This window comes from Acidovorax sp. 35-64-16, assembly GCF_002281195.1.
Taxonomy (GTDB): Bacteria; Pseudomonadota; Gammaproteobacteria; order Burkholderiales; family Burkholderiaceae_C; genus Acidovorax; species Acidovorax defluvii.
On sequence record NZ_NCFM01000008.1, the window covers coordinates 68,065 to 93,514 of the forward strand.

Below are 25,450 nucleotides of genomic sequence, written 5' to 3' on the forward strand. Positions count from 1 at the left end.
CATTCTAGGGACCAACCGCGGCGGGCGCGCAACACGGCACAGTATCCCCGGCACCGCTGTGGTGCTTATGCTGCATTGCGGCATTCCACAGGGCACGGTGACGGTCAAAAGATGGCCTTAAGGCCGGTTCACCGTATAGACTGAAAATCAACTTAGAGAGGGGACTCCGATAAATCAATGGACCAAGCTCTGCGCCAGTGCTGCACTGGCCACACTGATCTGCACCAGCCACGCACAGATCCTGATCGGACAGACCGCCGGATATTCCGGCCAGGTCGCGGCGGGCGTCAAGGAAACTGCGGACGGTGCAATGCTGTACCTCGACGCGGTCAACGCGAAGGGTGGCGTGAACGGACAGAAAATTGAACTCGTCTCGCTGGACGACAAGTTCGACCCCAAACTCGCCGGTGAAAACGCCCGCAAGCTGATTGAAGAGCAAAACGTGCTCGCAATGTTTCTGACCCGCGGCACCCCTCACACAGAAGCCATGATCCCGCTGCTGGAGAAGAACGGAGTGGCGCTCATCGGCCCATCCACCGGCGCCATGGTGCTGCACCAGCCCGTGCGCAAATACATCTTCAACGTGCGCGCCACCTATCAGCGCGAGGCGGAAAAGGCCATGACCCACCTGGCATCCATGGGTATGACACGCATCGCGGTGGTGTATTCCGACGACAGTTTTGGTGCAGACGGCATCATCGGCGCCCAAAAAGGCCTGACCGCCAGCAAGCTCACCCCGGTTGTGCTGGAGAAGTTCAACCGTACCAAACCCGACTTTGCTCCCATTGCGGTCAAACTGGCCAGCGCCAACGCCCAGGCGGTGCTGATGGTGGCATCGGGCGCGGCGGTGGTGGATGCCGGCAATGCGTTTCGGGCAGCCGGGTCGGCCGCACAGATCGTCACGCTTTCCAACAATGCCTCCACAGGGTTCATCAAGAGCCTGGGCGCCAATGCGCGAGGGATGATCGTGACCCAGGTCTACCCCAACGAACGTGCCATGACCTACGCCATGGTGAAGGAAGCACTCGACCTGGCCAAAGCCAAGGGTCTCAGTGAGGTCAGCCCAGCCATGCTGGAAGGGTTTGCTGCCGCCAAAGTGCTGGTTGAAGGCCTCAAGCGCGCGGGCCCCAAGCCCACCCGGGAAAAAGTCCACGCCGCGCTGGAGAGCCTGCGCAAGTTTGACCTCGGTGGCCTTGAAATCAGCTACGGGCCCGACGACCATTCCGGGCTGGATTTTGCCGATCTCGCCATGATTGGCACAGACGGCAGGTTCCGCCGCTAACCGCACGGGGGGGGCTCATCTGCCCTTCAGGTATGAGTTGCTGAGGAAGCACAAAGGGCGCATGCATGCGGCCTTTGCGTTTCCTCATTACCTGGTTCTGCTCTCCGGCCTAAACTCGGACCACTGGATAGATAGGTACACGCATGAAAAAATGGAAACCCTTGTTGGCAGCTTGTGCACTGGCGGCAGGATTGGCTGGTCACAGCATGGCGCAGATCGTCGTTGGACAAACGGTGGGCGTCACGGGCTCTGCGGCCATCACCGTCAAAGAATCCATGCAGGGTGCGTCGCTGTACCTGGATTTCGTGAACGCCCAAGGAGGCGTGGGTGGCCAGAAAATTGAACTGGTGGTGCTGGACGACAAGTTCGACACCAAGCTGACGCTGGAAAACGCCCGCACCCTCATCGAGAAACACGGCGCCATTGCGCTCTTCATGACACGGGGAACCCCACACACCCAGGGCATCGTGCCGCTGCTCGACGAAGCCGGCGTGGTGCTGGTGGGCCCATCCACCGGCGCAATGGCCTTGCACAAGCCGGTGAGCCGCCACGTTTTCAATGTTCGCGCGCCCTACCAGCTCGAGGTGGAAAAAGCCATTACGCACCTCAACACACTGGGAGTTCAGCGCATCGGCGTCATTCACGTCGATGACAGCTTTGGGGCGGACGCCCTGGATGGTGCCCTGAACGGTTTCAAGGCCCAGGGCACCCAGGCCCTTTTCATTGAAAAATTTGATCGCAGCAAGCCTGATTTCAGCGCCATTGCCCCGCGTGCCGCCAAGCTGCTTCCACAAGCCGTGATCTTCATCGGCACGGGCGCCGCAGTGGTGGACGGAATCAAGGCCTTGCGCACGGCTGGTGTGTCCGGCCAGATCGTGACCCTGTCCAACAACGCCTCTGGCGGCTTCACCAAGGCCCTGGGAGATCAAGCGCGGGGCGTCGTGGTCACCCAGGCGTTTCCATCCGAGCGTTCCCTCAACTACCCCGTTATCAAGGAAGCCATGAATCTGGCCAAGGCAAAGGGCATTGACGAACTGACGCCAGCCATGGTCGAGGGCTTCATCAACGCCAAGGTGCTGGTCGAAGGCCTGCGCCGGGCAAGCCCCAAGCCAGACCGCGCCCGCATGCTGGCGGCAATGGAGGGAATGCGAAAGTTCGACCTGGGCGGCCTGGAGTTGTCTTACAGCGCCACCGACCACAGTGGACTCGCGTTCACCGACCTGTCCATCGTGGGATCGGACGGGCGCTTCAAGCGCTGAAAAGCAACTAACCCAAGCGGCGATCACTGGGCTGGGGGTATCCGAGGTGATCTGGCCCCGGGAATGCGCTCATGACGCGCCGATGGTTGGTTTGACTCCGGCCAGGTTAGCTTTCTGACCACGATGTCTTCAGAAGTCAGACGCAACTGCAGAAATAGCTGCGTTACTTTCGCTTTCGACTGGAGACTGCCCCTCTGCGCTCCGGTGAAAAATGGCCTCTTGAGCCACACAGGAAGCTGCCGTGACCCCCTGACCGCCATATTCCACCAACCAGCGCTCCGCTCGCTGCAGATACCCATCGACAACACAGCTCTGCGAGCAAGCGCACACCAATGAAAAAGGCCTTGCATCCAAAGATGCAAGGCCTTCACAGATTCCGTTTCGTCAGCTGGCAAAGCCAGCTGCCGATCGGGAATTAGAAGTTGTGGCGAACGCCCACAGCCACGGAGCTGAAGTCCACACCGTTAGCGCCAGTCATATAGCCAGCGTTGGAGCTGTTGTTCACCTTGGTGTAGTAACCGTACACCTTGGTGCGCTTGCTCAGGTTGTAGTTGTAGCCCAGGGTGAATTGGGTGGCATCGCTGTCGTTGACGTTCTTGTACTCACCTGCACGGCCAACGTTCACGTGGAACTCGGATGCACCCATGTTGTAGGCACCAACCAAGCGGATATTGTCACGCGAACCACCGTTCAGGACATAGGCGTTCTTGTCACGCTGGTAGTAACCGCCCACGGTGAAAGCACCGACGGTGTACAGGGCACGCAGACCAACCTGGTTGACGTCACCTTGCTTGCTGTAGCCAGCGCCCAGAGCCAAAGCACCCAGGTTGTAGTTAGCAGCCAGGTCGAAGGCATTCTTGCCGCCAACGGCTTGTTCGTGCATGCTCACGGCGGCTTCCAGCGTCAGGTTGCCCAAAGCAGGAGCGCGGTAAGCGATCTTGTTGGCATCGGGCATCACGTAGGCGTAGAACGCGTCCGACGACGAGCCGGTGTTGTGGTTGTGCAGGCTCACGTAGTCAGCCGTTGCATAGTAGGACTCGGCAAAGAAATTGCCCAGACGAACCATACCGAAGTTGCCAGACAGGTTCACTTCGCTTTGACGGCCGAAGAACGTCGAAGCCGCTGCGCCGGTGTCCGAATTGAAACCGCTTTCCAGCTGGAAACCAGCCTTCAGGCCGCCGCCCAGGTCTTCCGTGCCCTTGAAGCCGAAACGGGAAGAGTTGTTGAACAGGCCGGTGGTGGACACGTCGCCCACCTTTTGGCGTTCCACCGTGGTGTTAACGCGGCCGTACAGCGTGACGCTGCTTTGGGCCATTGCTGCGGTGGAGCCGGCAACAGCCAGGACAGCCAGAACAACGCGGGTCATTTTTTGCATGAGAATTCCTTTGAAACTAGTTGCCATCGATAGAAGAGGCGCACAGGTGGCTTCAGATTTTGACTGGGCCACCCAAAATGCTATGGGGCCTCGATCTTATTGCGCGTCACGTTTAAACGCACTATTTGCTGAAAGTTTGATGACACGAGTGATGCACTCCTGCAACACTCGTGCTTGCGGCGGGGTGGCCACTGCCCAACGACGGCTCTTGGGCGCATGAACGGCAAGCCGACAGAAGTGCTCCAGAATGGTGCAAGAAGCCTGTTTTGCGAGCACATCGCGCTCTCACAGGTGGGCGGATGCACCGAACGATGGCAGTTGTTGATCAGTCGTTGCCGTAGATGTCGACATCCTTGGTTTCACGAATGAACAAGGTGCCGATCACCGCCGTGACGCCCGCGATGATGATGGGATACCAGAGGCCGTTGTACATGTTGCCGGTCTGCGCCACGATGGCAAACGCCATGGTGGGGAGCAAGCCACCAAACCAGCCATTGCCAATGTGATACGGCAAGCTCATGGATGTGTAGCGTATGCGCGTGGGGAACATTTCCACCAGCATGGCAGCAATGGGGCCATACACCATGGTCACCAGAATCACCAGGTAGGTCAGGATGACAACCAGCATCACCTTGTTCATCTTGGCGGGGTCGGCATGGGCGGGATAACCTTCGGCCTTCAACGTTTCGGCCACGGCCTTCTTGAACGCTGCGTCCTTGGCCCGGGCCTCGTCGGCCGGGATGCCCCTGGATGCATAGCTGGCGATGGTGGTTTCACCTACCTTGATCACGGCCGGCGTGCCCGCGGGGGCTGCTTCGTTGTCATAGCTCACCGACCTGGCGGCCAGCACCTGCTTGGCGACATCGCAAGAGCTGGTGAACTTCGCCGTGCCCGTGGGGTTGAACTGGAAGGAACACTCGGCGGGGTCGGCCAGCACCACCACCTTGTTCCTGGCCTGTGCGGCGGCCAGATCCGGATTGGCCGCCTCGGTCAGCGCCTTGAACGCGGGGAAATACGTCAAAACAGCCAGCACACAGCCCAGCATGATGATCGGCTTGCGCCCGATCCTGTCTGACAACGTGCCGAAGACCACGAAAAACGGTGTGCCGATCAGCAGTGCCGCGGCGATCAGCAGGTTGGCTGTGACGGCATCTACCTTGAGCTGCTGCGTCAGAAAGAACAGCGCATAGAACTGCCCGGTGTACCAGACCACGGCTTGGCCGGCGGTCAGGCCGATCAGGGCCAGGATCACGATCTTCAGGTTCTTCCACTGGCCAAAAGATTCGGACAGGGGCGCCCTGGATGTCTTGCCTTCGGCCTTCATTTTCTGAAAGGCGGGCGATTCCGACAACGACAGCCGGATCCACACCGAGACGCCCAGCAGCAGGATGGACACCAGAAACGGAATGCGCCAGCCCCAGTCGCCAAATTCGGCTTCGCCCATGAGCGTGCGGGTGCCCAGAATCACCACCAACGACAGAAACAGGCCCAGCGTTGCCGTGGTCTGAATCCAGGAGGTATAGGCACCGCGTGCACCGTGCGGCGCATGTTCGGCCACGTAGGTGGCGGCGCCGCCATATTCACCGCCCAGCGCCAGGCCCTGCAACATGCGCAGCGCAATCAGGATCACCGGCGCAGCCACGCCGATGCTGGCGTAGGTGGGCAGGATGCCCACGATGAAAGTGGACAAACCCATGATCAGGATAGTGACCAGAAAAGTGTATTTGCGCCCGATCATGTCGCCCAGCCGGCCAAACACCAGTGCGCCAAAAGGCCGCACGATGAAGCCGGCGGCAAAGGCCAGCAGCGCAAAGATGAACGCCGACCCCGCATCCAGTCCGCTGAAGAACTGCTTGGCAATGATGGCGGCAAGCGAGCCATAAAGATAAAAGTCGTACCACTCGAACACGGTGCCGAGCGACGAAGCGAAGATCACATTCTTCTCTTGGGCAGACATGGGCCGCGGTGCGGGATGCTGGGTTGCCATGGTTGTCTCCTGTTCTTTTTTTATGTGAACTTGCAGGCACCGCAAGAATATTTTTGGGGCGACTATCCTTTGCGCCACTGACACCGCTCTGACGCATTTTTTTGCAGCAATTGCTGCAGAGCCTGCGCGAGTTTGCGCAGCGTCAACGGCTGTCTGTGCTCCGCATGTTTCAAGTCAATCAACACGCGGTAACAAATCAGCCCCACCGCCCTCTCACGGCCGCTGCGGTGCTCCTATCTCTGCAGCAATATCGCGGCAAAGCCCCGCGGCGTAAGCACTTGGTCAGTGCGCGTTCGCACAATCGAGACATGCGGTGCGGCATGCCGCCCCATACGACGATTGAATACACCACCTAGAGGAGAGACAGCCATGAGCGACCCGATGGTCCAGAAAATACAAAGCCATCCGAAGTACCTGGAGTTGCGCACCAAGCGCAATCGCCTGGGCATTTTCCTGACGGCACTGATGCTGATCGTTTACTACGGCTACATCGCGCTGATTGCCTTCGACAAGAAGTTCCTGGCCCAGCCCATTGGCACGGGTGTGACCACATTGGGCATCCCCATCGGCATGGGCGTGATCATTTTCACGATCGTGATCACCGCCATTTATGTGCGCCGCGCCAACGGCGAATTTGACACCCTGACCAAAGAAATCCTGAAGGACGCAGCGCAATGAACGCCATGGAAAAACGCGGGGTCAGCCTGCTGACGCTGATTGCCCTGCTCGCAGCGGGTGCCGCCCACGCGGCCGGGGCCGACCTGGGCCAATCGGCCAAACAGGCCACCAACTGGACGGCCATCATCATGTTTGGCGTCTTTGTCGCCGGCACGCTGTGGATTACCAAGTGGGCTGCGGCCAAAACCAAGTCCGCCTCCGATTTCTACACCGCTGGCGGCGGCATCACCGGATTTCAGAACGGTCTGGCGATTGCAGGCGACTACATGTCGGCGGCTTCGTTTCTGGGTATTTCAGCGGCCGTGATGGCATCGGGCTACGACGGCCTGATCTACTCCATCGGCTTCCTGGTGGGCTGGCCCATCATCACCTTCCTGATGGCCGAGCGCCTGCGCAACCTGGGCAAGTTCACCTTTGCCGACGTGGCCGGCTACCGCTTTCAGCAAGGCCCCATCCGTGCGTTTGCCGCTTCGGGCACGCTGGTGGTGGTGGCTTTCTACCTGATCGCACAGATGGTTGGTGCAGGCCAGCTCATCAAGCTGCTGTTTGGCCTGGAATACTGGATGGCCGTGGTCATCGTGGGCGCGTTGATGATGGTTTACGTGCTGTTTGGCGGCATGACTGCCACGACCTGGGTGCAGATCATCAAGGCCGTGATGCTTTTGGCGGGCGTGACCTTCATGGCCTTCATGGTGCTGGCGCAGTTCGGCTTCAGCCCCGAGGCGCTTTTTGCCAAGGGCGTTGAAGTGCGCACTGCCATTGCCGCCAACACCGGCAAAACACCCGAACAGGCCGCCCGCGCGGGCCTGGGCATCATGGGCCCTGGTGGCTTCATCAAGGACCCCATCTCGGCCATCTCTTTTGGCATGGCATTGATGTTCGGCACCGCCGGACTGCCGCACATCCTGATGCGCTTTTTCACGGTGCCCGATGCCAAGCAGGCACGCAAATCGGTGTTGTGGGCCACCACCTGGATCGGTTACTTCTATGTGCTGATCTTCATCATTGGCTTTGGCGCCATCACCCTGGTGCTCACCAACCCCGAGTTCGCAGACGTGGTCAAGGGCGTCATCCACGGCGGCGCGGGCACGGCCAACATGGCGGCCGTGCTGGTGGCCAAGTCGGTGGGCGGCAACATCTTCTATGGCTTCATCTCGGCGGTGGCGTTTGCCACCATCCTGGCCGTGGTGGCGGGCCTGACGCTCTCGGGCGCCTCGGCCGTGTCGCACGACCTGTATGCCACGGTGTTCAAAAAGGGCAAGGCCGACAGCGCCTCGGAGCTGAAGGTCTCGCGCATCACCACGCTGGCCCTGGGCCTGATTGCCGTGGTGCTGGGCATTGCCTTTGAAAAGCAGAACATCGCGTTCATGGTGTCGCTGGCATTTGCCATTGCGGCCTCGGCCAACTTCCCGGTGCTGTTCATGTCGGTGCTTTGGAAGGACTGCACCACGCGCGGCGCTGTCATTGGCGGCTTCATGGGTCTGATCTCCTCGGTGGGCCTGACCATCGTGTCGCCCTCGGTGTGGGAAGCCACGCTGGGCAATCCCGTCGGCTCGGCGCTGTTCCCCTACACCTCGCCGGCGCTGTTCTCCATGACCATCGGCTTCGTGGGCATCTGGCTCTTCTCGATCACCGACAAGAGCGCCAACGCCGCACGCGAGCGCGCCGCCTTCCCGGCGCAGCAGGTGCGTTCGGAAACCGGCTTCGGTGCCGCAGGGGCTTCGGGCCACTGACCCGGCGCGGTACAGCGCCCACCTGCAGCGCAGCGGCACCACCGCGGTGCTGCCCCCCTCAAGCCGGGCCCCAGGGTCCGGCTTTTTTCATGCCCGTGTTCAGATAAGCGCTGTAACAATTGCTATTAATAAAATAGCTTGTTGCGCTTTACAGATAAGGGCTAGAGGTCATTTTTGCTTAAACTTTGCCAACATGAAAATGGCAGCCCCGCCATCAGCCTGCGCCGTGCAACTGGCGCAGTTTGACGAAGGCCAGCGCCGCCATGACGGCGTCGTTGAGTGCGTCATGCGCTTCGCGCCGGGGAAGGCCCAGGTCGTCCATCAGGGTGGCAAAGCGCAGGTCGATGTCGGCGTTGGCGTGCTGCTGGTAGGGCGGGAGCTGCCGGAACTTGTGCTCGTAATACATCGCCGAGACTTCAATGGCGGGCTGCGGCAGGCCCATGCCCAGCATGGGCCACAGTGCCCGATTGAGCATGGCCACATCGAATTCGAGGTAGTAGCCCACCAGCGGGCGGCTGCCAATGAAGCGCAGCAGCTGGCCCAGTGCCTCTTCAATCGGCAACCCCTGGGCCACGTCTGTGCTGCGCAGGCGGTGGATGCGCACGCTGTCGGCCGGCACGCTCTTGTCGGGGCGCACCAACAGCTCCAGCCGCTCGCTGGTGAGAATGCGGTTGCCCACGATGCGCACCGCACCAATGGCGATGATTTCGTCGCTGCGCACGTTCAGGCCCGTGGTCTCGCAGTCCAGCGCCACCCATTCATCGGGCGGTGGGGGTTCCAGCACAAAGGCGTAAGCCGGGTCGGTCAGGCGGTGCAGCAGCCATTGGCGCCGCAACTGCGCCAGCCAGCCGCGCGGGCCGGTGACGGTTTTCACAACAGATCCAGCCGCAGGCGCTGGTGCAGCAGCGCCTTGAAACGCTTGACCACCGCGAGTGCATCCTTGAGCAGGTCGCGCTCTAGGCTGCTCAGGCGCTCGGGATCGACGTTGCCGGTGACCTGCCGGCCGGTGTCGAGCTCGGCCAGGCCCGCCTGCAGGCGCAGGCCCATCAGGAAGTGCAGGCTCTGCACGAGTTCATCGCCCAGCGCAGCATCCAGCACGCCGCCCTCCACCAGTGCAGCAATGCGCTCGGCGGTGCCCGTGGCGGCCACGCGCCGGGCCAGGGCCAGGCTGCGCACGCCGTGAACGATGGGAAAGATGCCTGCCTTTTTCAGGCTGATGGCACGGCCTTCGTCGCCCAGGCCAAACAGGCGGCTCCACCAACCGGCAGGGCCGCCAAAGTTGTCCACCGCAGAGGCGAATCGCGCCAGCACAACGTCGTTGTCGATGGCTTGCGCCGCGACACTCTCGCGCACGACGGCCAGCAGCGCGGCATCGCCCGCCACCGCGTGCGCATCCAGAAAAATGGCCAGCTGCATGAGGCTGTCGCCCACGGGCTGCATCAGCCACTGGCGCACGCGCTGGCTCAAGGTGCTGACCGTGCCGCGCCAGTCGGGGTTGCTGACCATGATGCGGCCGGGGCATTCGGGGTAGCCAAAGCTCGCCAGCACCTCCGAAAAGCGCTGGCAAATGGCTTCCAGGTCGGGCGGCGGCACATAACCGTCGCGCAGCACCAGGCCGTTGTCCTGGTCGGTCTTGAGCAACTGCTCGCCGCGCCCTTCGCTGCCCATGACGAACAGGCAGCTGTTGTCCACCAGATCGGCGGGCGCCACCATGTGCCAGGCGCGCTCGAACAGCCGGGCGTTGAGCTGCTGCACCAGCTTGGCCATGAGGCCGATGCGCGTGCCCCCGCGGTGCAGCGCTGAGATCAGCCGCGTGATCTGCGCCGCCGCCTGCGCCAGTGCGGGCAGGTCCTGGGCATGTTCGATCTGCACTGTGATGAGGTGCGAGTGGTTGGCCAGAAAGCTGAACAGGTCGAGCGCTTCGAGGATGCCACGCACCTGGCCGTTGTCCTCTACCACCACCAGCCGGTGCACGCGCTGGCGCAGCAGCAGCGCCATGGCATCGCCCAGTTGGTCGGATGGGCGCACGGTGACCACCGGGCCGCTGGCCAGCTCGCCCACGGCCAGCTGGTCCAGCGGGCGGCCATCGAGGATGGCGCGCTGCAGGCTGGTGTTGGTGAAGATGCCCAGCCCGCCGCCAGGCACGTTGTTCAGCCCCGTGACCAGCACATTGGTGGTGCGCTGCGCCTGGAACAGGCGCACCACCGAAACAATGTCGGTACCTGCATCGACCGTGTGCGCCGGGCGCAGGTACGCCTGGTCTACGCGCGCCAGGGTGAGCGACTGCAGCTCGTGCTGGTCGGCGCGCTGCGCGAGCGCACTGAGTTTTTGGCCCAGGTCAGAAAAAAGCAGTGCGCCAAAGGTGGTGTTGCGCGCGATGAGTTCATTGACCGCCTCGCGGGCGAGCTGGTAGGCCACCACCTCCTCGGCGGCCACAAAGCGGCTGCCCACGCGCCCGGTCATCAGGCCGCAGCCGTCAAAGCAATCGTCCGGCCCGTACGTGGCCAGCACCTCGTCGCCCTCGGTCTGCGTGACATAGCCCTTGATGATGACAAACAGGTGGGTGGGCACCACCCCCACGTCCAGCACCACGGCACCTTCCGGGAAATAGGCAATGTCCACGCTGGCGCGCACCAGACGCTGCTCGTCCGGGGTCAGGCAGTCAAACGGCGAGGCGGCGAAGTTGAAGGCATTGGGCATGGTGGGGCGATGGAAGAGCCGCTAACGGGACTCAGACCCCGCCATTCAACCGGGCAGGCCTTGCGCCACGCTTGCAGCAGCGTCCCAGTCGTGCCCGAACCAGGTGTCGCCTTCCAGACAGGCGCGCAGCATGGGCAGGCTGTCGAAGCCCCAGAAAACCTTGCCATCGACCTCGAAGGCGGGCACACCAAACACGCCGCGCGCGGCGGCCGCATCGGTGTTGCTGCGCAGCAGCGCCTTGGCGCGTGCGCCATCGGCGTCGTCGGGTTGCAGCTGCGCCTCCAGCGCGGCGGCCAGGTCGGTGAGGCGCTGTGCATCCAGGGCATCGTGACCGCCCTGCCACACATGGCGCAGCAGCGTGCCCGCGACAAAGCGGTTGACGCTGCCGTCACGGCTGCAGGCCAGGGCCTGGCGCAACAGCGGCAGCGGGCTGAACGGGTGGCGCGCCGGCATCTGCAGGCCTACGCCCAGCGAATGGCCCAGCCAGGAGACATGGCGATAGGTCCAGTCACGCTTCGGAGCAATGCCCGCCGGCCCCGGGTTGCCATGCTGCTTGAGCAGCGCGCCCAGCAGCACCGGACGGTATTCCACGCTGTAGCTCAGGCCCTCCAGCACCTCGGGCAGGCGCTCGAAGGCGAGCCAGGCGTAGGGCGAAACGACGTCGAGGTAGAACGTGATGTGCTTCATGTCGGATCCTTGGCAACGGCTTCAGGGGGAAATGGCATTCCAGCACGCTGCGCCAGCCGCGCCCAGATGGCCAGGCGCTCGGCGCTGTCGGCCAGCGCCCAGGCGCGAATCTCGGGGATGGTGCGAAAGCACCCTTCGCAGCGGCTGCGGTCTTCGGTCATGCGGCACACCGAGATGCAGGGCGAGGGTATCACCTCGTCAGAATCTGCATCAAAATAGCCCGCAGCGCTTAACAGCTGTGCGCGAGCAGCTATTGCTTCTGTAGCACTCATACCGCCACCGCCTCTTGCACCACATCCACCACGGGGGCCCCGGTCAAGCGCTGCAGGTCGCCCGGGTGCAACGGAAACACGCCACGCGGGTGCCCGGCCGCCGCCCACACCACGTCAAAGCGCAGCAGGTCGCGGTCGATCAGCGTGACCGGTTTCGTGGCATGCGCAATGGGCGCAACACCGCCAATCGAGAAGCCTGTGCGCTCCTTCACAAACCCGGCGTCGGCACGGCCGATCTTGCCCACATGGGCCTCGACCTTCTTTTCGTCCACGCGCCGGTCGCCCGAGGTGATGACGAGCACGGCCACGTCGTCTGCCTTGCGCCGAAAGATGATGCTCTTGGCAATCTGCCCTAGCGCCACGCCCAGCGCATCGGCCGCCTGCTGCGCGGTGCGCGCGGCGTCGTCGAGCATGCGCGGCATGTGCACATGGCCCTGCGCCTGCAGCGCTGCCACCACGCGCTGCACACCTTCGGGCAGGCCCTGAAGTTCGGCTCCACACATATCCGTCACCCCGCGCGCTTGTTGAGCACGGCCACGGCCACACGCGAGTTGGGTTTGCGGCCCAGGTAGTCGCTGATGTAGGCGCCTGCATCCACGAGCTTGTCGAGATCGATGCCGGTTTCAATGCCCATGCCATGCAGCATGAAGACCACGTCTTCGGTGGCCACGTTGCCGGTGGCACCCTTGGCGTAAGGGCAGCCGCCCAGACCTGCCACGGAAGCCTGGAAGTTCCACACCCCCAGTTCCAGCGCGGCCAGCGTGTTGGACAACGCCTGGCCGTAGGTGTCGTGAAAATGGCCCGAGATCGCGTCGATGCCGAAATGCTGCAGCGTGGCCTCGATGGCGCGCTGCACCTTGCGCGGCGTGCCCACGCCAATGGTGTCGGCCACGTCCACGCGCTGCACGCCAATGCCCTTCATCAACCCTGCCAGGTAAGCCACCTGCTGCGGTGCAATCTCGCCCTCGTAGGGGCAGCCCACGGTGCAGCTCATGGCGCCGCGCACGGCAATGCCAGCGGCCAAGGCTGCTTCGACCACGGGTGCAAAGCGTTCGATGCTTTCCGCAATGGAGCAGTTGATGTTTTTCTGGCTGAAGGCCTCGCTGGCCGATCCGAACACCACGATCTCGTCGGGCTTATCGAGCACCGCCGCCTCATAACCTTTGAGATTGGGCGTCAACACCGAATACGCCACGCCCGCCTGGCGCGCGACGCCTTCCATGACCTCGTGGTTATCGGCCATCTGTGGCACCCACTTTGGAGACACGTAGCTGGTGACCTCGATCTCTTTCAGGCCCGCCTGCTGCAAGCGGTGCACCAGCTCGATCTTGACGGCGGCAGGCACGGGGGTCTTTTCGTTTTGCAGGCCATCGCGGGGGCCAACGTCGATGAGGTGAACGCGGGAGGGAATGCTCATGGGGGCTACCAGATGAAGAGGTCAGGAAAATTTCTCATTGTCCAGCGAGTACTGGGCCAGGGCCACCTCATATCGTGCCAGACCATTCTCCGGACGCGCCATCAGCGGCCCACAGTGCCCGAGCTTTGTACTTCCTGCCGCAGCAGGGCCACCATCTCCTGCGCCGCCAGCGACAGGGGTCGCCCGCGCAGAGTGATCAGCCCGATGGGCCGGTGCAGCACAGGCGCCTTGAGTGGACGCGTGACCACCTCGGGCCTGCGCACGACCTGGGCAGCCAGCTCGGGCAACGCACTCACGCCCAACCCCGCCGCCACCATGGCCGCGATGGTGGCCAGGTGTTCCACCTCGTAGCGCGGCGCAAAGCGAATGCGGTGGGTCAGCAAGGCCTCTTCTGCATATTGCCGCACGCTGGTACCTGCGGGCATGGAAATGTGCGGCAGCTCGGCCACATCCGCCCAGGCGATGGCACTGCGCGCCCGTGCCAGCAGGTGCGTGCGTCCCATCAACAGCACAAAGCGGTCGGACACCAGCGGGGTGTAGTCCAGGTCTGCATAGGCGGGGTTGGCGGCCGTGAGGGCAAAGTCGACCCGCCCGGCGCGCACCATGTCAAACGCCGGGCCGGCCAGGCTGTCAAACAGCTCCAGCTGCACGCCCGGATGCTGCGCAGCAAACCGGGCAAACGCGCGCGGTACGGCCCCGGCTGCCAACGACGGCAGCGCCGCCAGCGCAATGCGGCCCACCTGCAGTTGCGCTACCTCCTGCACGCGGCGCACGGTCTCCTCCATCTGGTGGCGCAAAAATCGGGTTTGCTCGGCAAACACCTCGCCCGCCAGCGTGAGCTGCACGGTGCGCGTGGTGCGCTCAAACAGCCGCACGTCCAGCATTTCCTCCAGCCGCGCCACCGTGCCCGACACCGCCGACTGCGACAGGTGCACCTGCAGGGCCGTGCGCCGAAAGCTCAGCGTCTCGGCCAGCGACAAGAACACATCCACCTCGCGGGCGGACCAATTAATCTTCATGGCCGATCAGTCTATCGAAAAAGACGGCTAGACCGCGCAATGCAGGCCACCTAGACTGAATTGAAATGCAAGCACATCGCTTGAGCAGCTTGACAACGACAAGGAGACACGATGGACAACAGTTCGCCGCGTAACGCGCGCACCGTGGTGGTGGGCGGAGGCACCATGGGGGCCGATGTAGCCGTGGTCCTGGCCCGGGGCGGCGCGCAGGTCACGGTGGTGGACCCCCACGCCGCACGCCGCGACCACGTGTTGCCCCACATTGCGCAAGAGCTGGCCGCCGCGGGCCAGGCCACCCATGCCGGCCCGGTGCAGGTGTGCGCCAGCCTGCAGGACGTGGACTGGAGCGGCGTGGTGCTGGTGGTCGAATGCATCACCGAGCGACTGGCCGCCAAGCAAAAGTTGTTTGCCGAGCTGGAAGCTGTGGCGCCCCTCAACGCCGTACTGGCCAGCAACAGCTCAGGCTTTCCCATCAGCGCCATCGCCCACGGCCTGGCCACGGCACAGCGCATGCTGGGCTTGCACTTCTTCATGCCCGCGCACCTGGTGCCGCTGGTGGAGGTGGTGCTGGGCGAGCGCAGCGACCCGGCGCTGGGCACCTGGCTACACGCCTTCATGCGCGGCTGCGGCAGCGTGCCGGTGCTGGTCAAGAAGGACAAGCCGGGCTTTCTGGCCAACCGCATGCAACACGCCTTGTCGCGCGAGGCGTTTGCGCTTATCGACGAAGGCATTGCCTCCCCCGAGGACGTGGACGCCGCCGTGCGCTTTGGTTTTGGCTTCCGCTTTCTGGCGGCCGGGCCGGTGCTGCAGCGCGACCACGCGGGTATCGAGGTGCATACCGCTGCCGCAGCCACCATGTACCCCACGCTGTCGAACACCGACGTACCCGCCCAGGCCCTGCGCGACAAGGTGGCCCAGGGCACCCTGGGCATGAAGACGGGCAAGGGCTTTTTTGACTGGCCCGATGACCGCAAGCAAGCCGAACGCGCGCGCTACGACGCGCTGCTGCGCCAGGGCCTGGCCCTGCTGGCCAGCGAGTTGCCCACCATTGAGCCCCCCACCGATACCTCATCGACAGACACCCCATCGACCACCGGAGCCCGCTCATGAGTGCATCGCCCACCACCCACAACCAATGGACCGACCCGCTGATCGTGACCGTGGCGCCCAACGGTGCCTACAAACAGCCCGCCGACCACCCGGCCGTACCCATCACGCCAGCCACGCTGGCCACCACGGCCAAGTCCTGCCTGGACGCAGGAGCCGCGATGCTGCACATGCACATCCGCGATGCGCAGGGCCGCCATAGCCTCGATGTGGAGGGCTACCGCGAGGCCCAGCGCGTGGTACGCCAGGCCGTAGGCGATGCCATGGTGATCCAGATCACCAGCGAGGCCGCAGGCGTCTACCAGGCACCGGCGCAGATCGCCATGGTCGAAGCCCTGCAACCCGAGGCCGTGTCCATCGGCCTGCGCGAAATCGACAAGCCCGAGATTGGCGAGGCAGGTCTGCAGCGCTTTTTTGCCGACCTGGCGCAGCGCCACACCATGGTGCAGGTCATCCTGTACGACGTGCCCGACCTGCGCCGCTGGCAGGCGCTGCGCGCCAGTGGCGTAGTGCCCGACGCCGCCTGGTTCCTGCTGTTTGTGCTGGGCCGCTACAGCGCGGGGCAGACCTCCAGTCCGCGCGACTTGCTGCCGTTCCTGGCCGCCCACGAAGGCCCAGAGCCCTGGGCCGTGTGCGCCTTTGGTGCTGCAGAAAACACCTGCATCACTGCTGCCACGCTGTTTGGCGGCCACGCGCGCGTCGGCTTTGAAAACAACCTGCTGTGCAAGGACGGCAGCGTGGCCCCCGACAACACCGCGCTGGTACGCCAGGCCGTCGAAGCAGCCGCCGCGCTGGGCCGCCCGCTGGCAACAGCCGCTGACATCCGGCAGCGCTTTGGCGCAGGCTGAGCGGCACCGCCGCGCAACAGACCACATCTATTGACATCAACCCGCAGCAGACGGGCCTTATCCATCCCCACAGGAGACAGACATGCACCACCGCCACCTTCCCTCATCGATGCCTCGCACCACCCGGCGCGCCGTGCTGCACGCGGCACTTGCCGTACCCCTGGCCCTGGGCATCGCAGGTCAGGCCGCTGCACAAACAGCGGCCACCGCCTTCCCCAGCAAAACCATCCGCTTTGTGGTGCCCTACCCACCCGGTGGCCCCACCGACCTGATGGCCCGCATGTTGCAGCCCGAGCTGCAAAGCCGCCTGGGCGTGACCGTGGTGGTGGACAACAAGGGCGGGGCCGGTGGCAATACCGGGAGCGCCGAAGTGGCCAAGCAGGCACCGGCCGACGGCCACACGCTGCTGCTGGCCGCCAGCGGCCCGATGGCAGTCAACCCATCGCTGTACGCCAGCATGCCGTTCAACCCGCTGACCGATCTGGCGCCGGTGATCCAGCTGTCGGCATTCCCGCTGGTACTTGAAGTTCACCCCTCGCTGGGCGTCAAGACACTGGCCGAGTTCCTGGCCATGGCCAAGGCCGGCAAGCCGGTGCTGAGCTACGCGTCCGCCGGCAACGGCACGCCACAGCACCTGGCGGGCGAACTGTTCAACACCACGGCAGGCGTGAAGATGGGGCACATCCCCTACCGGGGAGCGGGCCCCGCGCTCAACGACCTGATCGGCGGGCAGGTGAACGTGATGTTCGACATCGTTGGCAGCTCGCTGCCCCACATCCAGGCGGGCAAACTCATACCGCTGGCCGTCACATCGGGCGAACGCGCCAAGGTGCTGCCCAACGTGCCCACCATGGCCGAGGCCGGCATTGCGGGTTACCAGATCACGGGCTGGCACGGCATTGCGGTGCGCGCTGGCACACCCCAGGCCACCATCGACAAGCTCAACGCCACGGTCAACGCCATCTTCAAGGAGCCCGCATTCCGCGCCAAGTGGGAGGCCATCGGCACCCCCGTGGTGGCGGGCAGCGCAGCCGACTTTGGCGCGCTGATCAAGGCCGATGCACAGCGCCTGGGCAAGCTCGTGCGTGATGCTGGCGTAACAGTGGATTGACCGCCACGCGGCGAGCTGGCGCGGCTCAGTAGCCGCGCGCGGGGTTCACTACACCCGCCACGGCCTCGCCCCGCTGTAGCGCGACCATCTTGCGCGCGATCTGGGCAATACTCTCTTCGCGCAGCGTACGCGCCGAGGTATGGGGCGTGATGGTGATGCGCGGGTGGTTCCAGAACGCGTGGCCCGCGGGCAGCGGCTCGGTACGAAACACATCGAGCGTGGCACCGGCCACATGGCCGCTGTCGATAGCTGCGAGCAGGTCTTCGTCCACCAGATGCGCGCCGCGCGCTACGTTGATCACGTACGCGCCGGTCTGCAGGCGGCTCAGCGCGTCCTTGTTGATCACGTCGGTCGTGTCAGGCGTGAGGGGCAGCAGGTTGACCAGCACACGGCTGGCGCCCAGAAAGTCGTTGAACTGCTCCGCACCCGTGAAGGCGCGCACGCCATCAATGGCCTTGGGGCTGCGACTCCAGCCGTTGACGGGAAAATCAAACTGCGCCAGGGCCTTGGCCACGCGCTCGCCCAGCACGCCCAGCCCCATCACGCCCACGGCAAAGTCCTGGCGCAGGCGCGGCTTGCGGTAGGCCCATTGGCCCGCACGCATGCTGGCCTCGTATTGGTCGAACTCCCGAAAATGGCGGATGACGGCGTGGCACACGTATTCGGCCATCTGCACGGCCATGCCCGCATCGTCCAGGCGCACCACGCGGGCACCCTGCGGCAGGCGGCGCTGCAGCAGCGCATCCACGCCCGCGCCAATGTTGAACAAGGCCTTGATGCCCTGCTGCTCATCCATGAACTGCTGGGGCGGTGCCCAGACGACGGCGTAATCGGCGACCGGGGCGCCGGGCTCCCACACAGAAAGCTCAGCGCCGGGCAGCGCAGCGGACAGCCCCTGGAGCCAGGGCTCGGCCTTGGTATCGGTACAACAAAAGGTGATTTTCATGGCGCCCGAGGTTAACGCCATTGCGACGCGCGCGCAGCAAGGCAAGGCGTGCACCCTTTGCCGCACCCGGTCATGTTCAGGCCTTGTCGGCAACAACCAGTTTGAGCAGCTCGGCCCCTTCGGTGACCTGGTCGCCAGGCGCGTACAGCAGCTCTTGCACCACGCCGTCGGCCGGGGCGGCGATGGTGTGCTCCATCTTCATGGCTTCCATCACCGCCAGGGGCTGGCCCTTGGTCACGGCGTCACCCGCCTTCACGGCAAACGACACCACCTTGCCCGGCATGGGCGCGGTGAGGCGCCCGCCCTCGGCCGCTGCCTCGCCCGAGTGGGCCAGCAGGTCGATGGCGGTGATCTGCGTGGCACCCAGCGGGGTAAACACATGGTCCACCTCGCCCTGTGCATACACAGCGGCGCGCGTGCGCTGGCCGGCAAACTGCAACTCGATGCCCTGCGCCACAGCGTTGAACACCAACGGGCCGGCCACGGCGGCATCGCCCTCGCCTACCGCCAGGTGCAGGCTGCCGCCGCGCTCGTAGGTCAGCAGCGCCTTGGCATGTTCATCGCCAAATTCAAACTCGAAGCGGCGCTGCACCACGCCATGCGTGTGAAAACCGTCGCGGCGGCTGAAGGGGTCCACGCCCTCGCTGGCGCGTTCGTTCAGCAGCGTTTGCGCTACGGCCGCCGCAGCGGCCAGCGGCAGGCCCACGGGTTCCTGGTGGAACAGCACGGCCTGCTCACGCTGAATGAGGGCGGTATCGAGCTCGGCCTGGGCAAACGAATCGGTGCGGGCAACGCGGCGCAGGAACTGCACGTTGGTCGCCAGGCCCACGATGTGGGTCTGCGCCAGGGCTTCATCGAGCCGCGCCAGGGCTTGCTCGCGCGTGTCGCCATGCACGATGAGCTTGGCCACCATGGAGTCGTAGAACGGGCTGATCGCATCGCCCTGGCGCACGCCGGAATCGACGCGGACCGCACCCCGCTCGAAGGTCACGCACTCAGGCAGCACGTACACATTGAGCGCGCCGGTGGCGGGCAGGAAGTTGTTGTCGGGGTTCTCGGCGCAAATGCGTGCCTCGATGGCGTGGCCGTGGATGCGCAGGTCTTCCTGCTTCAGTGGCAGTGGCTCGCCCGAGGCCACACGCAGCTGCCACTCCACCAGGTCGAGGCCCGTGATGGCTTCGGTCACGGGGTGTTCCACCTGCAGGCGGGTGTTCATCTCCATGAAGTAGAACTTCATCTGCTCGGGTGCGTCGTAGCCGCCGGGCTGCTCCACGATGAACTCCACCGTGCCTGCGCCCACGTAGTTCACGGCGCGGGCTGCGGCCACGGCGGCCTCGCCCATGCGGGCGCGCAGCTCGGGCGTCATGCCGGGGGCGGGGGCTTCTTCCAGCACCTTTTGGTGGCGGCGCTGCACCGAGCAGTCGCGCTCGAACAGGTACACGCAGTTGCCGTGCGTGTCGCCAAACACCTGGATCTCGATATGGCGGGGGCGCTGCACATATTTCTCGACCAGCACCGCATCGTCGCCAAAGCTGTTGATGGCCTCGCGCTTGCACGATTCGAGTGCTGCGGCAAAGTCCTCGCTCTTGTCCACCGCGCGCATGCCCTTGCCACCACCACCCGCGCTGGCCTTGATGAGCACCGGGTAGCCAATGCGGTCGGCCTCGCGCTGCAGCAGCGCGGGGTCCTGGTCGGCACCGTGGTAGCCGGGCACCAGGGGCACCTGGGCCTGCTCCATCAGGCGCTTGGACTCGGCTTTGAGCCCCATGGCGTTGATGGCGCTGGCGGGTGGGCCGATGAAGACCAGGCCCGCGTCGGCACAGGCCTGGGCGAAGTCTTCGTTCTCGCTCAGAAAGCCGTAGCCCGGGTGGATGGCCTGCGCGCCCGTGGCTTTGGCGGCGTCGATGATGCGTTCCCAGCGCAGATAGCTGTCCTTGGGTGCACTGCCGCCGATGTGCACAGCCTCGTCGCACACGGCCACATGCTTGGCACTGGCGTCAGCATCGGAATACACGGCGACGGTCTTCACGCCCAAGCACTTGGCCGTGGCTGCTACACGGCAGGCGATCTCCCCGCGATTGGCAATCAGAATCTTTTTGAACATTTAGGCCACCTTGGCAGAACCAGAAAAGAAAGAGGAAAGGCGCCGCACCACGGCGCGCAGAAACTTGAACAGCACCACCAGCAGCAGTACCGACACGATCACCATCACCACCAGGGCGATGCCAAAGGCCACGGGGTACTGCGTGGCCAGCCACACCACTGCCACGACCAGGCCGTCCTCAAAGAACGACAGGCCCCAGTTGGAGAAAGGCTCGGGCGAGGTGTTCACGGCGGCGCGCGTGGTCATCTTGGTTGCCAGCGCCGTGGCCGAGAGCGAGCCACCCAACAGCCCTGCCGCAATTGCCATCGTGGCGTTGTCGGCGCCAAAGACGCCGAAGGCCAGCGCGGCACCTGCGGGCACGCGGATGAAGGCGTGCACTGCATCCCAGGCACTGTCCAGCCAGGGCACCTTGTCGGCAAAAAACTCCACCATCAGCATGAAGCCGCTGACCATCAGCACCACAGGGTGCTGCAGCATGGCCAGGCCGGGCGGCAAGGGCATCCACCCCAGCACACCCATCATGCCGACCAGAAACACCACGGCATACAACCGAAAGCCGCTGGCCCAGCCCAGCGCGGCGGCCAGCGCCAGCAGGCTGGGCATGTCGAGCTGCGCGGTGGCACGCGCCGCACCCTCAGCCACACTGCGCGCCGCGCCCGCGTCCACATGCAGCCCCACGGTGTGAAGCCACTGGACGATGGCGAGCCAGAGTTGGTCCATGGTTGTTCAGGCGTATCGCTGAGGGCTCAGACCAGCAACCACGCGGGTTTGCGCTTTTGCAGGAAAGACTGCACGCCTTCCTTGCCCTCATCGCTCGCGCGGATGTCGGCAATGCCCTGCACCGTGGCGGCAATCAGGCCTGCATTGATCTCGCGCTCGGCCACATCCATGACGAGCTTCTTGCAGGCGCGCACGGCGTTGGGGCTGGCGCTGGTGAGGGCCTTGAGCAGTTCGTCCACCTTGGCGTCGAGTTGGTCGGTCGCCACCACCTCGTGCACAAAACCGATGCGCAGCGCATCAAACGCACCAAAACGCTCGGCCGTGAGGAAATAACGGTGCGCCGCCCGTGCGCCCATGGCGCGGATCACATAGGGGCTGATGGTGGCGGGGATGAGGCCGAGCTTCACCTCGCTGAGGCAAAACCCCGCCGTGTCCACCGCCACCGCCATGTCGCAGGCGGCCACCAGGCCCATACCGCCTGCGTACACATCGCCCTGCACGCGGGCTATTGTTGGTTTGGGGCATTCGTAGATCACGCGCAGCATCTCGGCCAGCTTGGCGGCATCGGCGACGTTTTCATCGCGCGTGTAGTCGGCCATGCGGCGCATCCAGTTGAGGTTCGCGCCTGCGCAGAACGCGGGCCCCTCGGCCGCCAGCACCACGGCGCGCACATCGGCACGGGCACCCACCTCGGTGAAGGCCGCCGTGATTTCGGCAATGACCTCGTCGCTGAAGGCATTGCGCACCTCGGGCTGGGTCAGGGTGATGGTGGCGCGGGGGCCTTCGTAGCGGATGGAAAGGGCTGCCATGGTCTTCCTCACATGCGGAACAGGCCGAACTTAGTGTCTTCAATCGGCGCGTTGCGCGTGGCCGCCAGGCCCAGCGCCAGCACGCGGCGGGTGTCGGCGGGGTCGATCACGCCGTCGTCCCACAGGCGCGCGGTGGCGTAGTAGGGGTGGCCCTGGTCTTCGTACTGGCGGCGGATGGGGGCCTTGAAGGCTTCTTCGTCCTCCATGCTCCACTGGCCACCCTTGGCCTCGATGCCGTCGCGCTTGACGGTGGCCAGCACCTCGGCGGCCTGGTCGCCGCCCATCACGCTGATGCGCGCGTTGGGCCACATCCACAAAAAGCGGGGGCTGTACGCGCGGCCGCACATGCCGTAGTTGCCCGCGCCAAAGCTGCCGCCGATGATGATGGTGAACTTGGGCACGCTGGCCGTGGCCACGGCCGTGACCATCTTGGCGCCGTTGCGCGCGATGCCTTCGTTTTCGTACTTGCGGCCCACCATGAAGCCGGTGATGTTCTGCAGGAACACGAGCGGAATCTTGCGCTGGCAGCACAGCTCGATGAAGTGCGCCCCCTTCAAGGCCGACTCGCTGAACAAAATGCCGTTGTTGGCGATGATGCCGACCATCATGCCCTCGATGCGCGCAAAGCCGGTGACCAGCGTGGTGCCGTAGCGCGCCTTGAACTCGTCGAATTCGCTGCCATCGACGATGCGGGCAATGATCTCGCGCACATCAAAGGGCTTGCGCGTGTCCACAGGGATCACGCCGTACAGTTCTTCTGCTGCAAATTGAGGAGCTACCGGCGCTTGATCTGCGGGCGTTGGAGCCTTGTTTTTATTCAAATTTCGCACTGCATTGCGCGCCAGTTGCAGGGCGTGCATGTCGTTTTGCGCCAGGTGGTCGGCCACGCCCGACAGGCGCGTGTGCACGTCGCCGCCGCCCAGGTCTTCGGCCGTGACGACCTCGCCCGTCGCAGCTTTGACCAGCGGCGGGCCACCCAAAAAGATGGTGCCCTGGTTCTTCACGATGATGGATTCGTCGCTCATCGCCGGCACATAGGCGCCGCCCGCCGTGCAGCTGCCCATGACCACGGCGATCTGCGAGATGCCCAGTGCGCTCATGTTGGCCTGGTTGAAGAAGATGCGGCCAAAGTGGTCGCGATCAGGAAACACCTCGTCCTGGTTGGGCAGGTTGGCGCCGCCCGAGTCCACCAGGTAAATGCACGGCAGGTGGTTTTGCTGCGCCACTTCCTGGGCGCGCAGGTGTTTTTTGACGGTGAGGGGGTAGTAGGTGCCGCCCTTCACGGTGGCGTCGTTGCACACGATCATGCAGTCCACTCCGCTCACGCGCCCGATGCCTGCAATCAGGCCCGCGCCGGGGGCGTCGTTGTTGTACATGTTCAGTGCGGCCAGCGGTGCCAGCTCCAAAAACGGCGTGCCGGGGTCGAGCAGCATTTGCACGCGCTCGCGCGGCAGCAGCTTGCCGCGCGCCACATGCTTGGCGCGTGCGGCCTCGCCGCCGCCCAGGGCGATCTGGTCGAGCTGGGCGCGCAGGTCATTCACCAGCGTGCGCATGGCCGCAGCGTTGGCCAGAAAGTCGGCCGAGCGGGCGTTGAGTTGGGTGTCGAGAATGGTCATGCTGTAGTACTTCTTTGTTTCACGCCGTTTTGGCTTCGACCAGGCCCAGCTGGTCCGTCATCTCGTCGCGGATCTTGAACTTCTGAATCTTGCCGGTCACCGTCATCGGGAAAGCAGCCACAAAGCGGATATAGCGCGGCACCTTGTAGTGCGCAATCTGGCCCTTGCAGAAGGCGCGGATGTCATCTTCCGTCGGCTTGGTGCCGGGCTTGGCGATGATCCAGGCGCAGAGTTCTTCGCCGTATTTGGGGTCGGGCACGCCCACCACCTGCACGTCCTGCACCTGCGGGTGGCGGTACAGAAACTCTTCAATCTCGCGCGGGTAGATGTTTTCGCCGCCACGGATCACCATGTCCTTGATGCGGCCCACGATGTTGACGTAACCCTCGGGGTCCATGGTGGCGAGGTCACCGGTGTGCATCCAGCCATCGGCGTCGATGGCTTCGCGCGTCTTGGTCTCGTCGCCCCAATAGCCGTGCATCACCGAATAACCCTTGGTGCAGAACTCGCCGCGCTGACCCCGGGGCACCACGGCGCCGGTTTCGGGGTCCACAATCTTGATCTCCAGGTGCGGCTGCACCTGGCCCACGGTGGAGACGCGTTTTTCCAGCGGCGTATCGGTGCTGCTCTGGCAGCTCACGGGGCTGGTCTCGGTCATGCCGTAGGCGATGGTGATCTCGCGCAGGTTCATCTGCTCCACCACGCGCTTCATCACCTCGGTGGGGCACGGCGAGCCCGCCATGATGCCGGTGCGCAGGCTACCCAGGTCAAATTCGGCAAAGCGCGGGTGGTCCAGCTCGGCGATGAACATGGTGGGCACGCCGTGCAGTCCAGTGCATTTTTCGTCCTGCACCGTTTGCAGCACGGTGAGCGGGTCGAACCCGTCGTTGGGGTAGACGATGGCCGAGCCGTGCGTGAGGCACGCCAGGTTGCCCAGCACCATGCCAAAGCAGTGGTACAGCGGCACGGGGATGCACAGGCGGTCGTCGGGCGTGAGCTTCATGCACTCGCCAATGAAGAAGCCGTTGTTCAGGATGTTGCGGTGCGTGAGCGTGGCACCCTTGGGAAAGCCCGTGGTGCCGCTGGTGAACTGGATGTTGATGGGGTCGGTGGCGCGCAAGGTGGCAGCCACCTGGGCGATGCGGGGGTCGGCCGCATTGCCGCGCGCCATCAGGTCGGAAAAGCGCAGCAAGCCCGGCTCTTCGCCACCCACGCCGGGCTCGTCGATCCACACCACGGTGTTCAGGTGCGGCAATTGCAGCGCCTCCAGCTGGCCCGGCGTGCCATGCACCCACTCGGGCGCCAGCTCGCGCAGCATGCCCAGGTAGTCGCTGGTCTTGAAGCGCGCCATGGTCACCAGCAGCTTGCAGCCCACCTTGTTGAGTGCATATTCCACCTCCGAGGTGCGGTAGGCGGGGTTGATGTTGACCAGCACCAGGCCCACCTGCGCGGTGGCCAGCTGCATCAGCACCCATTCGGCGTTGTTGTGCGACCAGATGCCCACGCGGTCGCCAGGCACCAGGCCCGTGCCCAGCAGCGCGCTGGCCAGGCGGTGCGCCTCGGTCTGCAGGCTGCGGTAGGTGTAGCGCAGCCCCTGGTGCCGGCTCACCAGCGCCTCGCGCTCGGGCTGGCGGGCCACCATGTCGGCAAAAAAGGCGCCAATGGTCTGCTCGATCAGGGGAACCTCGGTGGCACCGCAGGCGTAGCTGTCTGCGGGCGGTGCATTGTTCTGTGCGGCTGCAATCGTCATGGTCTTGTCTCCTGGGTCGCGCACCGGAGC

General features: G+C 64.3%; 22 protein-coding genes. 7 read left to right on the forward strand and 15 right to left on the reverse strand.

Features of this window, described 5'->3' with window-relative positions; genetic code table 11:
• Positions 1-169: 169 nt before the first annotated feature.
• Entirely contained in the window at positions 170-1,282 is a 1,113-nt protein-coding gene (locus tag B7Y64_RS08305; RefSeq protein ID WP_291323948.1) for an ABC transporter substrate-binding protein, read from the forward strand.
• 143 nt (positions 1,283-1,425) lie between these two features.
• Positions 1,426-2,541 carry an ABC transporter substrate-binding protein gene (locus tag B7Y64_RS08310; RefSeq protein ID WP_291323937.1) on the forward strand — a complete coding sequence of 372 codons (1,116 nt, stop codon included), beginning with the start codon at positions 1,426-1,428 and terminating at the stop codon, positions 2,539-2,541.
• A gap of 415 nt (positions 2,542-2,956) precedes the next feature.
• On the opposite strand, the gene B7Y64_RS08315 is transcribed toward B7Y64_RS08310, so the two are convergent.
• Together B7Y64_RS08315 and B7Y64_RS08320 are read right to left on the reverse strand one after the other, a co-directional pair.
• Complete coding sequence (locus tag B7Y64_RS08315) at positions 2,957-3,916, reverse strand: porin (RefSeq protein ID WP_291323938.1); 960 nt, start codon at positions 3,914-3,916, stop codon at positions 2,957-2,959.
• Between the two features lie 325 nt (positions 3,917-4,241).
• Positions 4,242-5,903 (reverse strand): MFS transporter, encoded by a 1,662-nt coding sequence (locus B7Y64_RS08320; protein ID WP_291323939.1) that lies wholly within the window; start codon positions 5,901-5,903, stop codon positions 4,242-4,244.
• 369 nt (positions 5,904-6,272) lie between these two features.
• On the opposite strand from B7Y64_RS08320, the gene B7Y64_RS08325 reads away from it, so the two are divergent.
• Positions 6,273-6,581, forward strand: coding sequence for a DUF485 domain-containing protein (locus B7Y64_RS08325; RefSeq protein WP_024814031.1), 309 nt, complete (start codon positions 6,273-6,275; stop codon positions 6,579-6,581).
• Complete coding sequence (locus B7Y64_RS08330; protein WP_291323940.1) at positions 6,578-8,314, forward strand: cation acetate symporter; 1,737 nt, start codon at positions 6,578-6,580, stop codon at positions 8,312-8,314. Before B7Y64_RS08325 ends, B7Y64_RS08330 begins: the two co-directional genes overlap by 4 nt.
• Before the next feature lie 214 nt (positions 8,315-8,528).
• Here the strand turns inward: B7Y64_RS08330 and B7Y64_RS08335 are convergent, their stop codons facing one another.
• The 7 genes from B7Y64_RS08335 to B7Y64_RS08365 all read right to left on the reverse strand — a co-directional run bounded on the left by B7Y64_RS08335 (position 8,529) and on the right by B7Y64_RS08365 (position 14,409).
• Positions 8,529-9,188, reverse strand: coding sequence for a 3'-5' exonuclease (locus tag B7Y64_RS08335; protein WP_024814029.1), 660 nt, complete (start codon positions 9,186-9,188; stop codon positions 8,529-8,531).
• Positions 9,185-11,014, reverse strand: a complete 1,830-nt coding sequence (locus tag B7Y64_RS08340; RefSeq protein ID WP_024814028.1) for a putative nucleotidyltransferase substrate binding domain-containing protein — start codon at positions 11,012-11,014, stop codon at positions 9,185-9,187. The genes B7Y64_RS08335 and B7Y64_RS08340 overlap by 4 nt, the downstream gene beginning before the upstream one ends.
• Before the next feature lie 45 nt (positions 11,015-11,059).
• Positions 11,060-11,701, reverse strand: coding sequence for a 2-hydroxychromene-2-carboxylate isomerase (locus B7Y64_RS08345; protein WP_291323941.1), 642 nt, complete (start codon positions 11,699-11,701; stop codon positions 11,060-11,062).
• Positions 11,698-11,973 (reverse strand): DUF1289 domain-containing protein, encoded by a 276-nt coding sequence (locus B7Y64_RS08350; protein WP_111864762.1) that lies wholly within the window; start codon positions 11,971-11,973, stop codon positions 11,698-11,700. The genes B7Y64_RS08345 and B7Y64_RS08350 overlap by 4 nt, the downstream gene beginning before the upstream one ends.
• Complete coding sequence (locus tag B7Y64_RS08355) at positions 11,970-12,476, reverse strand: YbaK/EbsC family protein (RefSeq protein WP_291323942.1); 507 nt, start codon at positions 12,474-12,476, stop codon at positions 11,970-11,972. Before B7Y64_RS08355 ends, B7Y64_RS08350 begins: the two co-directional genes overlap by 4 nt.
• A 5-nt stretch (positions 12,477-12,481) precedes the next feature.
• Positions 12,482-13,390, reverse strand: a complete 909-nt coding sequence (locus B7Y64_RS08360) for a hydroxymethylglutaryl-CoA lyase (protein ID WP_291323943.1) — start codon at positions 13,388-13,390, stop codon at positions 12,482-12,484.
• 101 nt (positions 13,391-13,491) lie between these two features.
• On the reverse strand, positions 13,492-14,409 hold the full coding sequence (locus tag B7Y64_RS08365) for a LysR family transcriptional regulator (protein ID WP_024814023.1): 918 nt from the start codon (positions 14,407-14,409) through the stop codon (positions 13,492-13,494).
• Positions 14,410-14,520: 111 nt separating this feature from the next.
• Between B7Y64_RS08365 and B7Y64_RS08370 the strand changes: the two genes are divergently transcribed.
• The 3 genes from B7Y64_RS08370 (at position 14,521) to B7Y64_RS08380 (ending at position 17,475) form a co-directional block, all read left to right on the forward strand.
• Entirely contained in the window at positions 14,521-15,519 is a 999-nt protein-coding gene (locus tag B7Y64_RS08370) for a 3-hydroxyacyl-CoA dehydrogenase NAD-binding domain-containing protein (RefSeq protein ID WP_291323944.1), read from the forward strand.
• Positions 15,516-16,364, forward strand: coding sequence for a 3-keto-5-aminohexanoate cleavage protein (locus tag B7Y64_RS08375; RefSeq protein WP_291323945.1), 849 nt, complete (start codon positions 15,516-15,518; stop codon positions 16,362-16,364). The genes B7Y64_RS08370 and B7Y64_RS08375 overlap by 4 nt, the downstream gene beginning before the upstream one ends.
• 82 nt (positions 16,365-16,446) lie before the next feature.
• Positions 16,447-17,475, forward strand: coding sequence for a tripartite tricarboxylate transporter substrate binding protein (locus tag B7Y64_RS08380; protein WP_024814020.1), 1,029 nt, complete (start codon positions 16,447-16,449; stop codon positions 17,473-17,475).
• Between the two features lie 25 nt (positions 17,476-17,500).
• On the opposite strand, the gene B7Y64_RS08385 is transcribed toward B7Y64_RS08380, so the two are convergent.
• The 6 genes from B7Y64_RS08385 to B7Y64_RS08410 all read right to left on the reverse strand — a co-directional run bounded on the left by B7Y64_RS08385 (position 17,501) and on the right by B7Y64_RS08410 (position 25,420).
• A complete protein-coding gene (locus tag B7Y64_RS08385; protein WP_291323946.1) occupies positions 17,501-18,421 on the reverse strand; it encodes a glyoxylate/hydroxypyruvate reductase A in 921 nt (306 codons plus the stop codon).
• 76 nt (positions 18,422-18,497) lie between these two features.
• Complete coding sequence (locus B7Y64_RS08390) at positions 18,498-20,525, reverse strand: acetyl/propionyl/methylcrotonyl-CoA carboxylase subunit alpha (RefSeq protein WP_291328649.1); 2,028 nt, start codon at positions 20,523-20,525, stop codon at positions 18,498-18,500.
• Positions 20,526-21,245, reverse strand: coding sequence for a DUF4126 domain-containing protein (locus B7Y64_RS08395; protein WP_111864774.1), 720 nt, complete (start codon positions 21,243-21,245; stop codon positions 20,526-20,528). It abuts the gene before it with no gap.
• Positions 21,246-21,271: 26 nt separating this feature from the next.
• On the reverse strand, positions 21,272-22,054 hold the full coding sequence (locus B7Y64_RS08400) for an enoyl-CoA hydratase/isomerase family protein (protein ID WP_291326279.1): 783 nt from the start codon (positions 22,052-22,054) through the stop codon (positions 21,272-21,274).
• A gap of 8 nt (positions 22,055-22,062) precedes the next feature.
• Positions 22,063-23,670 (reverse strand): carboxyl transferase domain-containing protein, encoded by a 1,608-nt coding sequence (locus B7Y64_RS08405; RefSeq protein WP_291326277.1) that lies wholly within the window; start codon positions 23,668-23,670, stop codon positions 22,063-22,065.
• Between the two features lie 19 nt (positions 23,671-23,689).
• Positions 23,690-25,420 carry an AMP-binding protein gene (locus B7Y64_RS08410; RefSeq protein ID WP_291326275.1) on the reverse strand — a complete coding sequence of 577 codons (1,731 nt, stop codon included), beginning with the start codon at positions 25,418-25,420 and terminating at the stop codon, positions 23,690-23,692.
• Between the last annotated feature and the right edge of the window lie 30 nt (positions 25,421-25,450).